Genomic DNA, 13,926 nt, shown 5'->3' with positions numbered 1-13,926 from the left:
ATATCCGGGATGGCGAAATCGCACCCACGCCCTACCCCCCAAAGGCACGAGCCACACCTGATGGAATCCGCGCGTCGCCGGGACACGTAGCGCACGAAGATGTGAACTCGCTCCCCTATGTCATGGCTCGAGCCATGCCGATGACCTGTGAGCGCTCTCGCTCCCACTCGCGCACGCGGAGCCCAGTTCCGTTGAAACACGCCGATGTCGACCGACGCAGTGAACCATCCAGTGATATTGTTTTTTGCTGTTGTGAGACGGTCCTTTTGTACACCGCATAGCGGGCTCAATGCAAAAGAGATCGCAGGTCTGAGAGCAAAGCTCTCGGCTCGATTGCCGGCGCGCCGGGAGCGGTTGCGCATTCTCCTCTGACTGCTCGCGCTCATGGCGGGTTCGCCTTTCCAGAAAGGGCATCGCCGATCGCTGCGAGCAGCGCCTGCCCGTCGAAAGGCTTGCGGAAGAACCGGTTGTGCTTTGTCTCCTGCGGCTCAGGGATCTCATGGCGGCCGGTGATCAGGATCACCGGCAAACCGGGGCGCCTCTCGCTCATCAAGCGCTTCAACTCGAAGCCGTCCATGCCGGGCATGCCAATGTCGGTGATCAGACAGTCGATCTCCGGCAAAGCAGTGCTGTTCAGGAGCGTATGGGCCGAAGAGAATGCCCGTACGGTGTACTCCGCCGACTCGAGAAGATCCTCGAGCGAATCGAGCACGCGCTGGTCATCATCGACGATCGCCACCACGGACTTTGAGTTGGACATACGGACAAACTTCCTCAACGCCTGGAACGAATGACTGGAAGGTGCAAACTTTCGGCAATTCGCGCCAGATCTGCAAGTGAGGTCGCCTGCATCTTCTGCATGATCTCGCTGCGGAGCATTTCAACGGTGCTCTCGCTGATGCCGAGCTCGGCTGCCGCCTGCTTGTTCAGGAACCCGCTGACCACAAGCGGCACCACCTCGCGCTCCTGCGGTGTAAGCGCCGCCAAGCGGCGTTCGAACTCGGCAAGCTCCTCGCGTGCCGATCGTTGAACGCGGTCCCGGTCGATCGCCGCTCGAACCGCTGCGACCAGATCGTGCTCCCCGACCGGTTTCCTCAGAAAGCCGATGGTGCCGTCCTCAGTGGCGAAGACCGACGATGGAATGTCGTCATGCCCGGTAAGGAAAACGATCGGGGGATGGACATCCCGGGACAGCTGTTTCTGAAGCTCGAGGCCGTTGATGCCGGGCAGCTCGACGTCGAGGATCAGGCACGCGGGGAGATCGGGCTTCGCATAGGCGAGATAGTCCGCGGCGGCGGCGAATGTTTCGGCCCGCCATCCCAGGGACTCCAGCAACTCGCCGAGCGCCTCGCGCACTCTGGCGTCGTCGTCCACCACGAAGACCATTTCGTCGCGCGGGCTCATGACGCCTCGGCCACTGCCAACGGAAGCGTGAAGGCGACGGTCGCCCCGTGCGTCTCGTTATCGGCCGACCAAAGGCGGCCGCCATGCACGTCTATGATCGAGCGGCAGATCGAAAGCCCCATACCCATTCCGTGCGGCTTGGTCGTAAAGAACGGTTCGAAGGCGCGCTCGGCGTCCTTGAAACCCGTGCCGGCATCGCGAACCTCGACGCGAATCGCGTTCAAGCCGTCACGGCATGAGCGTATCTGGAGTGCGCGAGAGGCGTCAACCACGGCGTCCATCGCCTCGATCGCGTTCCGGATCAGGTTCACCAAGACCTGCTGCACCTGGACGCGATCGAGCGCGACCGACGGTAGGTTCGGCTCGAGATTCGTCGTGATGTGAACGCGCTTCGCGGCGATCTCGTCCGCCATCAGCCGGCACACTTCGCCGATCAGATGGTTGACGTCTTCCGATGACCTGTTCTGCGGCGCCGGACGGAAGAGAGCGCGAATGCGGCTAATGACGTCCGCCGCCGAGCCGGCACTCCGGATGATGCGCTCGACCGTGACCTTCGCACGCGCGACGTTCGGAGGTTCGGCGGACAGCCAGTGATGGCATGCGTGGGAACTGGCGACGATCGCGGCCAGCGGCTGATTCATTTCGTGAGCGAGCGAGGCGGAGAGCTCGGCTAGGCTTGCCACCCGGGTCGCCTGCGCGAGCCTGCCGGAGGTGCGCCGCAGCGTCTCTTCGGCGAGGAACTGATCGTCGATGTCGTGACAGAGACCGAACCACTGGACAATATCTCCGCTGTCATCTCGCAGTGGCTCGGCGCGGCCGGACATCCAGCGATACACCCCATCCGCACGACGCAGACGATACCGCATGGCAAAGCCCTTGCCGGTCACGAAGCAACGGCCGAGGACATTCCTAAGTTCGGCTTTTTCATCTGGATGGATGACGGTCTCTATGATCGCTTCCAGTCGGCTCATCCCCGGTTTGTCCGTATCCGATACGTCCATGCCGAGGAAATCGACCATACGCTCGTTGAAGAAGGTTGGCTCGCCATCCGCAGTCAGCCGCCAAAGGAGACTTGGAACCATGTCGACGAGCTGCGAAAGCTCGCGCTCGCGGTCCCGCAACGCCTCCTGCGCGCGTATCAGGTCTTCGATGTCGACGGACACGCCATACCACTGGATGATCGCGCCGGACTCGTCACGCAGGGGCTCCGCGCGGCTCTCGACCCAACGATGGGGGCCGTTGGATCGGCGCTGACGATATCTCCCCACGAAGGGCACGCCCGTCTCGAATGAACGGGCGAGCCCGCGGTCCACCGCGTCCCGGTCATCCGGGTGAACGACCTTCAGGTATCGCGACCCGTCAGCTGCAATCAAATCCTCCAGACCGATGCCGGTCACATCCGTGACTCGCTTGTTGAGATAGCAAGGTATTCCTTCCGGCGTCGTGCACCAGATGAGTGCTGGCACGGCGTCTATCAGCTGCTGCAACTGGCGCTCGCTGCGCCGCAGTGCGTCCTCAGCGTGCATCTGGTCGTCTATGTCGTGGCAGAGACCGTACCATTGGACGATGCGCCCGTCCTGATCCCGCAATGGCTCGGCGCGGCTCGACATCCAGCGATAAACCCCGTCGGCGCGGCGCAGGCGATACCGCATGGCGAAGCCCTCGCCGCTGACGAGGCAACGGTTAAGGGCGTCCCTAAATTTCGCTGCGTCGTCCGGATGGACGCTCCCTATGACCACCTCCAGTCGGCTCGTGCCCGACTTGTCCGTATCCGCCACATCCATGCCGAGAAAGTCCACCATCCGCTTGTTGAAGAAGGTCGGCTCGCCGTCGGGCGTCAGCCGCCAGAGATGGCTTGGAACCATGTCGATGAGCTGCGAGAGCTCCCGTTCTCGCGCATGCAACGCCTCTTCGGCTTGCTTGATGCTCAGGGATGGCGGCCCGTCAGGCGCAGTCCCTTCCCCGTAGCTGGCGCCGGCTATGCCCAAGATCCACTTGCTGACACGAGCCGAAGCTCCGTCGCCCGGCGTGGTCCGCATCACCGCCCGCGTTGCGTCGGCGTCGAAAGACGCCGACATGCTGGCTGCGACGACTGCTCCGATGCAAAGCGCCACGGCAAAGAACGCCGCCCACGACGATGCGACATCGCGCATGCCGTCCGAAAAGAAGAAAGCGGCCAGTATCGAGCCGGCGAAGGCGATCCCCAATATCGCCAACAGCAGCGGGGCCGCACGGCGATGCGCATAGAAGAATAGCGCGGCAACCGGAACGAGCAGGCCAAATGGTGTCGTCGTCAGCCAGGACACAGCGATCCCGACGAGGGATGCGGTGAGCATGAGGGCGACGCGCTGTTGCGGAAGCATTGTTATCATGATCGGCCGCTCCTGCCGGACAAGGAAGCCTTTTGCACGGTTCCTTGGACCGGGACCGATTCAAGGATAGATACGTGCAGCGGTTCGAAGGGCCGCGGCGACCGTTGTGCGCTCGAAAAGACGCTGGCGCTACGGGCCCATCAGCGTTTCTTATAACACCTGTTTTCAATATCCGGGTTGGCGAACTCACGCGACTTGTTTTGATCCCGACGTTGTCCAGCCGCACCACATGGGATCCGTGCAGGGCAGGGGCGACGTGACGAAACTGAACGTATGTCGCGCGCCGGGCGATGTGTCGGCCGGGCAAATGGGCGGCCGGAGTGTGGGCCAGGAATTTGACAACCTAAACTTTCGTTTAGTCGGAATACGGGTCTCGATGTGATAGTTTTACGACGGGACTGAAGGAGGACGCCCGGCAATTCACATGATTGAAGTATGGCATAGGTTGATCGCGTCTCCTGGATGTCGGGAAATAAACGCACCATGCCCTGAACAATAGCGGGCAAACAGCGTTATCGTTTCGACCTGCATGTCAACATGCGGGGCGTGAGATGTCAGCACATTCCGGCATATCCATTGGTAGGGATGTCCCGAGCGGAGAGATGAATGTAGCACTCATTTCGAAATGGGGGCGACTTGTTGTATCTTCCGGCCTGGACGGAATGCAGCTTTCGCCTGAGAAGGTCACGGCATGAAGGTTAGACTTCTGCCTAAGTAGTTTTCGAATTAGAGTTAGGTTCTTGAGTCAATCATGCACCATCGCTGTTATCGATGACGACGACGCCCTCCGCGAATCGATGAAGGATATGTTAGAGTCCTTGGGCTACGAAGCCGTCGCTTTTCCGTCCGCGTCGGAGTTCCTCGAGTCTTATAGCCAGTGCGCAATTCACTGCATTATTTCCGACGTTAAAATGCCCGGCATCGACGGGTTGCAGCTGTTGGAAATATTGAACGGTAAGGGTGTCCGAACGCCGCTCATATTCATGACGGCCTTTCGTGATCAGCGGTTAACGACGGCTGCCAGGCAGGGTGGCGCCCGAGGTGTTCTGTCCAAGCCCATTGACTCCGACCAACTGGTTGCGCTGCTCGAGTCCGCAGTCGGCGACCACAACGGCGGTGGGGATACGGATTAGCCGCTCACCCCGACCGCATTTCCCTCGCCGCCGCGGCAATGGGCGATTGCCGGACATTCGGCCCAAACCGAAAACCCCGGTGCGGAATGGGCTCGCATCCATTCCTCGACATCATGCAGCTATGCGCGGATCGCCATCCAAGTTCGGCGAGGCCGATGCCGGGATTCCGGATCTACCTCTGCTGACGGAACAGCGCCCGCCTGCATTCGATCGTGACGACAATCCCGACGGGCATGTGCCAATGAGTAGATGAACCATGCGTAACGCAGTCTTCGGGAGTGGCTTGCTGATCTGCGTGTGAGCGTGCTTCTCGCGGGGACGGATGCCCCACTGGCGCCGAAAAATGGCCGCCCCTTATTATAAGAGGGGCGGCCAGTTTGGCTGCACCGCGGCGGGGAGAAGGGGGAGGGACTTGCCGCCTTAGGACGGGGAGGGGAACCGTCCTTGTGGTCAATGGTGCATGCCACGTTGCTAGAGTACGTAGAAATGCATCCGTGCGTAACTAAACGTTGGTTTGGGGTCCCGGGAGCGGCACCCGTCTTGTCGCCGTTGGGCCTGCGCCATTCAAGCAGATCGAGCGGGCTATGATTTGAAGGGCGTGAAGGCCGTAATCTTCGGAACCTCTGCCGCCAGGAAGTCTACAAGCGACCGAACCGCGGGAAGCAGACCGGTGCGGTAGGGAATGAGCGCCGACATTCGAGCATCCGCGGTAATCCAGCCCGGCAGAATTTGAGTGAGCCGCCCGGCTTGCAACTCTTCGCGACAGATATAGCCCGGAAGCGCAGCAACTCCCAGGCCAGCGCACGCGGCTTCCTTCAGGGCAATCATGTTGTTGCTGAGGAAGCGGGACTCAACCGGCAATGAAACCTGTTCTCCCCGAGATCCCTGCAGGTTCCACGTCTGGGACGTCCTGCTGACGATCGAGATCGTAGCGTGGTCCGATAGCGCCGCTGGCTCTGCAGGCGTGCCGTTCGTCTCGAGGTATTGCGGGCTGGCGAACAGGTACCACGGAACGTGCGCTATGGCTCGTTGCACCAAGGTCGAGTCCTGCAATGGCATGGTGTGACCCCTGAGCGCCAGATCGAACCCCTCTCCTACGATGTCCACATATTGGTCAGTCGCGATCTCAACGATGTTCACCCTGGGATAGCGGTTGAGGAAGACCGGGAGCAGGTCCCTGAGAGCGAACTGGGCGATCTCCACGGCAGTCGTCAACCGAATTGTCCCGCTCGGTTCGCTCAAGCGCTGGCGCATCGCCTCTTCGGCGACTTCGGCGCTTTTCAAGAGCTGGACGGCATATTGGTAGAATTCCTTCCCCACCTCGGTCATTCCGAACTGGCGGGAGTTTCTGTTGAGGAGACGAACGCCGAGGGAGGCCTCGAGTTCACGCAGCCGGTGACTCAGCGTCGATTTCGGCAACCGTAGGCTTCTGCCAGCAGCCGTGAAGCCCCGGCGATCAACAACCTGCACGTAATAGAATACATCACGAAGATCTAACATAAAGAACATCACTGTTTCGGAGCGGAGGCTGGCGTTTTCCCCATTGCGGGCAAAAGTTGAGCCGATGGATTATTGTCCATTCCCCGATTTTGTGAAGGCGCGTGTACGTTTATTTACCGCTACCACGGAGGCCGATCGGCTCCGTAGTAGCGTAGCGTCTGGCTATTGTTCTACGAACATCGTGAATTCGTCGACGAGCAGCTTTTCAAGACACATATTGTTCTCGGCAAGTGCGTTGTTGGCGTAGCCGAGCGACATGCCCGCAACCACCATTTGGCCGTCATCGAACTTGAGTTCCTCTCGCAGCAGGGCGTGCTGCAACGACCAGATCTGCTGCGCGCACGTGTCAAGCCCGCGCGCCTTGGCCGCAAGCATGATGTTCTGGAGGAAGCAGCCGTAGCAAATGAAGCTCGCCAACTCCAGACCGCGGTCCATTGTAAAGATCAACCCGACTGGAGCCTCGAAGAAGCGGAACTGGCGTTCAACATCCTTCAGGCGGCCGTATTTGTCGCTGCGGGGCACGCCGACGGCGTCACCGAGTCGCCCTCGGAAGCAATTAAATCGAGCGGCAAAGGGTTCGTGCAGCGGCTGAGGAAAGAAAGGATACTCGGGCTGGAGCTTTTCGGGGCCAGCCCGGAAAATATCGACCGCCTTCGAAGTAATCCGCTCACGAGCTTCGCCGACAAGGACATAGCATTGCCAAGGCTGCGTATTGCTCGAGCTCGGTGCATAGCGCGCGACGGAAAGAATGTCCCGAACCAACTCGATCGAGACAGGTGTGTCAAGGAAGCCGCGTTTGGCGGTCCGAGCGGTCATGACCTGGTCGACAAAATGGGCCGCAGACGCTGGGTCGAGGCTTGCCTGCTGAAGCGATGCATTCATCTCTATTCCCCTTGTTTTCTTGCTTGTGGGAGACAAACAAAGAGTAAAATTCAAAGGGGGGAGTGAGAAGGTTTGCGTCTTGCACACATTGTCCACGGATCGCGAACGATGCGGAGGCCTAGTTCCATTCCCGGGATTTCGAGTAGGCTGATACGTCGAAGAGATCGATCCACCCGGGGACATTTCTGACATCGGCAAGCCACCGCGCAATGGCGGGAAACCTGCCCATATCATAGCCGCCTTGATGGGCCAGACTGACATATGTGAAGACGGCGAGGTCTGCGACCGTGTAACCATCGCCGACGAGCCAGGCGTGCTGTCCCAGCCATCGCTCTAGCTTCTCGAGGCTATGATATCCGTCGACCTGGAGACGCTCGATCTGCTGCGCCATCCGGTCGGCCAGTCCCCGCAGGTGGTACATGCGGGGCAGCGGCAAGGCACGCTGCAGGTCGCATTGCTCGAAGGACATCCAGGTGAAAACTTCGGCCCGTTCCAACCGGTCAGTCGGCAGGTATTTTGTGCCTTCCGCGAGGTATAAGAGGATGGCCGCGGATTCGACGATCGTGCGCCCGTCCTCGAGCTCCAGGACAGGCACCCTGGAAAATCTGCTCTTGGATACGAACTGCGGGTCGGACGTGTGACCCTTTTCAAGGTCCAGCGTTATCCGCTCGAACGGGATGGCCAACTGATTCAGCAGGATCCGGATCTTCCATGAGTTTCCGGAATAGCGGCTGTCATAAAGGCGTAGCATCGATGGCCTCGCAATAGATTGCTCGGCCCGTCAATGTATTGATTCCGCGAGCGGTTGGCTACGGCGGATGCCGGGATCTGAGTAATGTTGCTGGCCGGCCCAACTAGCCGGCGATATAGGATCGAATGAACTCGGCCTCGCATTCCATCGCGCGTATCTGGTGCTTCACAACGTCACCAATCGAAACAATTCCGGCGAGCTTACCATCGTGCTCGACGGGCAGATGCCGCGCGCGCTTCCGGTTCATCGTATCCATCGCGGCACCGATGGTCGTATCAAGCTGACAGGAATGTACGTTGCGCCACATGTATGTATTTACCGGCTGCGTCAGAGCCTCGATACCGTTCTCGGCAATGCATGCAACGACATCCCTTTCCGTGAATATTCCCTCGATGTGATTATCGTTATCCACGATGACCACCGCGCCGATCCGATGGTCACGAAGAAGTTGGCAGATCTCTATGACCGGGGTGGGCGGTTTTCCGGTAACGACAACCCGCTTTTCTCCCTCAGGATCGAAAGAACTGACATCTGCCAACCTCCCGGTTTCGGCACTCAACTGACGCTGATAGATCTCACTTGCGGTAAGCTCAGCACTTCGCGCTTTTGCTTAAGCCTTGTGATGGGGGCATCCGACTGGTGGATCGCCGATGCAGGTCCTGGCGCTCCAGAGCTCGGGGAATGGGAACTCCTCCAGTGTCGGGGTGAGCCACGAGATGCCTTCCTCGCCAAAATATGCCGCTCTTTGGCCGAACGTCCGCCGCGTGGCCATCAGGTGGTGGTACTTCCAGTTGGTGAACTCTTCCGCGATGTCAGTCAGTACCTCGCCGAGTTGGCAGAGGTCCTCGTCTTCCGGCGAAGAATAAATATCGCGCCAGATCTTTTCCACGTCCTTGCTTGGCTGGTAGGGCTGCGAAAAATCGCGGTCCAATACGGAAGCGGACACCGTTTTTCCGCGACGGTTGAGGTAGGCGAGGACATCATCGTAAAGGCCGGGTGACTCGAGCACTGCCTTCAGTTCCTGCCAGCGATGTGGCTGCGGCTCGAAGTGCTGCAGATGGTGCGCTTGCTTGATGCCGAGCAGATAGACCATCCTGCGGTAGGTACAGCCCTGCAGGGCGGTATCCTGGCCGTGTTTCTCCACCACCATGGACAACATGGCAAGGAGGTCCGCCGGCGTCATCCAGGAGATTGACTTCCAGGTCGCATTGAGTGGCGCGTGGTGGCTGACCACGCGTTTCAATGTCTTGATGGCGTCGCTCAGCTTGTCTTCGCGCAGTTGCCGTTGCGCCGCCTCGATTTCGCGGATGATCAACATCCAGCAGAGCTCGGAGATATGGACCGTGACAATGAAGCCATACTCGCCGGGATGGTCGCCCACGGGTTGCTGCAGGGCATGTAGTTCATCGACTTTGAGCCATGCGCTGTAAGGGGTGTGGCCCTCGGGAGTGCCCTGTGGCCAATTGCGATTTTCAAGATGGTCCAACATAGCGTCTCCTCTCGCGTTGGCGTTCCTGCTCATTCGGCTTTGATGATGCTTTCGATGCAGCGTGCGAACTCGAGCAGACTCTCGTCCTGACCGCGCTTTCCGACAATCTGCATACCTACGGGCAGCCGCAGTGATGGGTGCCGAAGCGGCACCGACATCGCCGGACAGCCGGACAGGTTGAAGGGGCACGTATACGTCATAAGCGCTTCCCGTGCGGTACCGGTCCATTCGCCGATAGCCATCGTGCGCGTGCGCAGCTTCGGTGCGGTGCAAGGCGTCGTCGGCAACAGCAGGAAGTCGCGGTCGTCCAGGAAATTCGATAGCCTGTTGGTGAAGCAGCGGCGCTGGCCTTGGGCATAGGCATAATCGTGGATTTTGAGGTCCAGTGCCGCTTCCACTCTCTCGCAGCTCTCGGCGGAGTAGTTGGCGCGGATGAATTCCACGTCATGACGCGCAAGATGTATCGCGCCCGCCTCAAAGCGAACGATGTGCGCAAATATGTCGAACGCGTTGTCGAATACTGTGGCTGAGGCCGCGAGCTCCAGCGGGAACTGTGCGGAGATGCGGTCGAGGGCGACATCGAAAGCAAGGGCTACGCTTTCGTCCAGCGGAACCGTTGGCATCTCTCTGACCGCGAGCAATTCAGGTGGCGCAGACGTCCGATGCGCCGTCTCGATGCCGAAGGCAGCCGACAGTCGCGAGATGTCTCCGACTGTCGCGCCCAAGACGCCGACATGATCCAGAGAGGGAGCGAGCGGAAAGACCCCGGTGGTCGGCAGCCGGCCAAAGGAGGGCTTGAAACCGACAACGCCGCAAAGGGACGCCGGAATTCGAACCGATCCACCGGTATCCGTTCCAAGACCTGCGCTGACCGCGCCGAAGGCGATCGACGCGGCGGCTCCGCCGCTCGACCCTCCGGGGATGGTCGTCAGGTCCCACGGGTTTAGCGTATCCCCGAATTCGTCGCTCTCTGTCGTGACGCCCCAGGCAAACTCGTGTGTCGTCGTCTTGCCAATGACGATCGCGCCATTTCGGCGCAATGTATCCACGACGACGGCATCCTGGGTGGGGTGGTTGCCCCTGTAAACCTTCGAGCCATAGCTCGTTTCGATATCCTTCGTATCGATGAGGTCCTTCACCGCGACCGGCACTCCCTCGAGCAGGCGCGCCGTTCCATCGGCTCGGCGTCGTTCGCTTTCGGTAGCCTGAACCTCGGCAACGTCGGATAGCGTGACAAATGCGTTTATTTCGGCGCGACAGGCCCGCGCGCGCTCCATCGCGATCTTAACGGCCGCCACCGGTTGCTCAGTTGATCGGATATGCTGAAGAGCGCCCGAGCTCACCACATGTTCTCCAGCAGCCGGAAGAGCTTGCTCTCGGCTTGGTCGCCCAGGTCGCCGACCTCTTCGCGGTAATGTTCCTGAAGCATCGCTACAACCTTTGGCAGCGCACAACTTTCAAGTCCGAAATCGCCGATCCGGCTCGGTAGGCCGAGGTGTCGTACAACGCTGGCGATGGCCTCGGACAGGCTTTCCGCGGTGGAATGGTTGTTGGACAGTTGGGTGAAACCGTCGAGCTTGTCGCCGTAGTATTCCGCGCATGCCCCGATAACCGGAGCGAGCGTTATGCAGGACGTCATGCTGTGCGGAAGGCCGAACGTCCCACCCAGGATATGCCCGATGCGGTGGCTCAAGCCGTAAACGACCGAGGCAGGATAGAAATAGCAGTGCCATGCGCTCAACTGCAGCTGAAGCAGGTCCTCCATCGAAACGGAACCGGAAGCGAGCGCCTCAGCAGTCGTAGCGTCCTTCGGCCATCTCCTGAGAATCGCCAGGAACCGGGAAACGCCGCGCGCGGCAATTATGGCATGTGGATGATCAGGATCGATTTTGCGCATGCCCTCGATCGCGTGATCGAGACCCTTGATCGCCGACGACAGAAGCAGGGACCGGGGTGTTCCGACGATCAACATGGGATCCAGGATTACCATCTTGGGCGTCGTCTCGCGCACCGCGTAGCTGCGCTTGAACTTGTCCTCACGGTTCGTCTCGGTGATGCCGAAGAAATGCGAGAACTCCGAGCCCGAAAGGGTCGTCGGAAGTGCTGCTATCGGCAGATACGAGCCGAACCGCAGGAAGTGCATGTGCGAAACCGCCTTGGCGGCGTCGAGAACCGATCCCCCGCCGAGAGCGATGATTGATTTCGCTTGGCACTGGCGGACGGCATCCAGAGCCGCCTCCACGGCGATGTCCGGCACATGCGGCGGAAAATCCAGGTAGCGGCCGGAGGAGACCGGCAGTGCGGGCCTTATGCGGGCCTCTATTATGTCCGCCAGTTCCGGAATGCTGAAGAGGATCGGCGACTGTACGCCCCTATTGTTCAGGCTCGCGAGCGCGCTGGGAAGTATGCCGTGTCCCCAGCAGACGACATCCTGCGGCAGAAGGCGCAGCTCATTCATGACGAGTTTCCTGTCGCTATAGAGCAGTGAGTGTGCCCTGGATCAATTTTCCAGGGTCGGCACAGGGGCCGGACGGTAGGCGATGTGACGCTCAATCGCCGTCCGGTCTTTCTCCAACTCTTCGCTGAGGCACAGCTTCTCACCGAGCCTGTCGGCATCTTCGTCCGTCGCATAGTTCGACGGAGTAGACAGCGCGCAGATGTGTCCGTCGGGGTCGCGGAAGTGGAAGAGCGTCGAATAGAGACTGTTCTGAATGCCGGAGACGTCGATCCCCAGTCTTTGGAGCCTCCCGTGCTCGTGCTTCAGTGCGGCGTCGTTTTCGACCTGAAGCGTGAAGTGGTGCGAAAGGCCGGTCCCCAGGCGTCCGGACTTGTAGCCTGGCAAGCCGAAGAACGTCAGAACGGAGCCGGGCGAGAGGTTGTCGTCACAGGCGTAGTAGAAATGCGTTCCGCCCTTTTCGTCCAGGTAATCGGTCTTCTTGATGAGGCGCAACCCGACCGTCTCGACGAAGAATTTCTCGGTTCTTTCCGCATTGCCCGAGATTGACGTGATGTGATGGAAGCCCCTCAGCGCAAAATGCGGAGTGATGCTTTCGACAGGTTCCGGCCAGGTCTCCGCAGCCACGCTGAGTTCGTCGCGTCCTCCGATCAAATTCTCCTTGGGCTGCGCTCTGAACCCCGAGCCGAGGACCGCCTCGTCATGGCCAAAGCCCGGCTCGCTGGTGGCGATCTCGATGATTGCGCCATCGGGATCGCGAAGATAAATCGCGTGGAAATAGTGCCGGTTGTACGGGCCGGTGACATGGACGCCGAGATCGGTGAGCCGGCGCTTCCATTTCAACAGACCGTTTCGATCCGGAACGTGCAGCGCAAGGTGATGGTTCGTGCCCGCCCCCCAGCGCCCCTTGGGATCCCCGACGCGCGGCGAGCTGACGCCGCGGTGTGTTGCCTCCGGGTCGACGAAGCCCTTTTCCGGCATCATGTAGAAAATCGGGTTCCACTCGATATAGGTGATGGTTTCGCCGCGGGCCGGCTCGCCGGGAAAGCCCGGAAAACCGAAGGTGACCACCGGCAGCCGCTCATCGAGATGATGGACGGTCCGCTTCACCACTTTGAGCCCGAGGGCATCCGTGTAGAACTTTTCGGTTCGCCGGATATTTGCCGCGACGAATGTTTGGCTGTTTACGCCATTGATAACCATCTGGTTCATTTGTTCCACCTCATTTGATTTTTGTTGGTGCGTTCGTCTCCTAAGCGAACGTCACTCGGCGGCTTCGGCTTGCTGAGATCGATTTTCGATCAGCGCGCGAGCGACCTCGGCGACCCGCCGCCCCTGGAACTCGGCAACTGCAAGGTGCTCCTCGTCCGGCTTCAGCGTATCGAGCGCGGATACATGGGTCGCACCGTAGGGTGTTCCGGCTTTGAACATTGCCGGGTCCGCATAACCAAGCGGCACGATGATGAGGCCGAGGTGGGCCATGGGAGCGTAAATCGAAAGCAATGTCGCCTCGTTTCCGCCGTGCTTCGATGACGTCGAGCAAAAAACGGAACCGGCCTTGCCGTTCAACTTGCCCTGAAACCAAAGTCCGCCAAGGCTGTCGATGTATGCCTTCAATTCGGACGCTATGGACCCGAAGCGTGTCGGCGTTCCGAAGACGATCGCGTCAGCCCACTCGGCGTCGGCCTCGGTAGGGGCTTCGAACCTGTCGTTCATAGCGCCTGCCGCTTCAGCCCAGCCAGGAACTGAAGCGATCACTTCCGGCGGGGCAACCTCGCGGGCGCGCCGCAGGCGGACCTCAGCGCCTTGCCGGCGTGCGCCTTCGGCCACTGCGTTAGCCAAGGCTTCTGTAGAACCATTGCGCGAATAAAAAACGATCAGTACTTTGGTCATTACCCTGCCTCACGGATCTCGAGGAGCGATTTCGCTTTCCTCAGGAA

General features: G+C 60.0%; 13 protein-coding genes. 1 reads left to right on the top strand and 12 read right to left on the bottom strand.

All coding sequences use genetic code 11. From position 1 onward, the window contains the following. Positions 1-382: 382 nt before the first annotated feature. Genes QN222_RS04705 through QN222_RS04695 form a run of 3 tightly spaced genes read right to left on the bottom strand, consistent with a single transcriptional unit; the run spans position 383 to position 3,776 of the window. The gene (locus QN222_RS04705; protein WP_283961947.1) at positions 383-760 is read right to left on the bottom strand and encodes a response regulator transcription factor; all 378 of its coding nucleotides are present in this window, start codon (positions 758-760) and stop codon (positions 383-385) included. A gap of 14 nt (positions 761-774) precedes the next feature. Next, a complete protein-coding gene (locus QN222_RS04700) occupies positions 775-1,404 on the bottom strand; it encodes a response regulator transcription factor (protein ID WP_283961948.1) in 630 nt (209 codons plus the stop codon). Then, positions 1,401-3,776 carry a PAS domain-containing protein gene (locus QN222_RS04695; RefSeq protein ID WP_283961949.1) on the bottom strand — a complete coding sequence of 792 codons (2,376 nt, stop codon included), beginning with the start codon at positions 3,774-3,776 and terminating at the stop codon, positions 1,401-1,403. The genes QN222_RS04700 and QN222_RS04695 overlap by 4 nt, the downstream gene beginning before the upstream one ends. A 740-nt stretch (positions 3,777-4,516) precedes the next feature. Between QN222_RS04695 and QN222_RS04690 the strand changes: the two genes are divergently transcribed. Next, a complete protein-coding gene (locus QN222_RS04690) occupies positions 4,517-4,909 on the top strand; it encodes a response regulator transcription factor (protein ID WP_283961950.1) in 393 nt (130 codons plus the stop codon). Between the two features lie 582 nt (positions 4,910-5,491). Here QN222_RS04690 and QN222_RS04685 read toward each other — a convergent pair. The 9 genes from QN222_RS04685 to wrbA form a co-directional block, all read right to left on the bottom strand. Then, the gene (locus QN222_RS04685) at positions 5,492-6,409 is read right to left on the bottom strand and encodes a LysR substrate-binding domain-containing protein (RefSeq protein WP_283961951.1); all 918 of its coding nucleotides are present in this window, start codon (positions 6,407-6,409) and stop codon (positions 5,492-5,494) included. A gap of 162 nt (positions 6,410-6,571) precedes the next feature. Next, positions 6,572-7,378, bottom strand: a complete 807-nt coding sequence (locus tag QN222_RS04680) for a nitroreductase (protein WP_283961952.1) — start codon at positions 7,376-7,378, stop codon at positions 6,572-6,574. Between the two features lie 31 nt (positions 7,379-7,409). Further along, the gene (locus QN222_RS04675; RefSeq protein WP_283961953.1) at positions 7,410-8,042 is read right to left on the bottom strand and encodes a glutathione S-transferase family protein; all 633 of its coding nucleotides are present in this window, start codon (positions 8,040-8,042) and stop codon (positions 7,410-7,412) included. A gap of 103 nt (positions 8,043-8,145) precedes the next feature. After that, positions 8,146-8,601 (bottom strand): CBS domain-containing protein, encoded by a 456-nt coding sequence (locus tag QN222_RS04670; RefSeq protein ID WP_283961954.1) that lies wholly within the window; start codon positions 8,599-8,601, stop codon positions 8,146-8,148. 51 nt (positions 8,602-8,652) lie between these two features. After that, positions 8,653-9,531, bottom strand: a complete 879-nt coding sequence (locus QN222_RS04665; protein WP_283961955.1) for a tryptophan 2,3-dioxygenase family protein — start codon at positions 9,529-9,531, stop codon at positions 8,653-8,655. A 29-nt stretch (positions 9,532-9,560) separates the two neighbouring features. Beyond that, complete coding sequence (locus QN222_RS04660) at positions 9,561-10,829, bottom strand: amidase (protein WP_283961956.1); 1,269 nt, start codon at positions 10,827-10,829, stop codon at positions 9,561-9,563. A 41-nt stretch (positions 10,830-10,870) separates the two neighbouring features. Further along, entirely contained in the window at positions 10,871-11,989 is a 1,119-nt protein-coding gene (locus QN222_RS04655) for an iron-containing alcohol dehydrogenase (protein WP_283961957.1), read from the bottom strand. Between the two features lie 42 nt (positions 11,990-12,031). Continuing rightward, positions 12,032-13,198 (bottom strand): VOC family protein, encoded by a 1,167-nt coding sequence (locus tag QN222_RS04650; RefSeq protein WP_283961958.1) that lies wholly within the window; start codon positions 13,196-13,198, stop codon positions 12,032-12,034. A gap of 51 nt (positions 13,199-13,249) precedes the next feature. After that, positions 13,250-13,879, bottom strand: coding sequence for an NAD(P)H:quinone oxidoreductase (gene wrbA / locus QN222_RS04645; RefSeq protein ID WP_283961959.1), 630 nt, complete (start codon positions 13,877-13,879; stop codon positions 13,250-13,252). Between the last annotated feature and the right edge of the window lie 47 nt (positions 13,880-13,926).

This window comes from Sinorhizobium sp. 6-70 (assembly GCF_030124375.1).
Lineage (GTDB): Bacteria > Pseudomonadota > Alphaproteobacteria > Rhizobiales > Rhizobiaceae > Sinorhizobium.
This window is presented reverse-complemented; position numbering and strand designations above follow the sequence as displayed.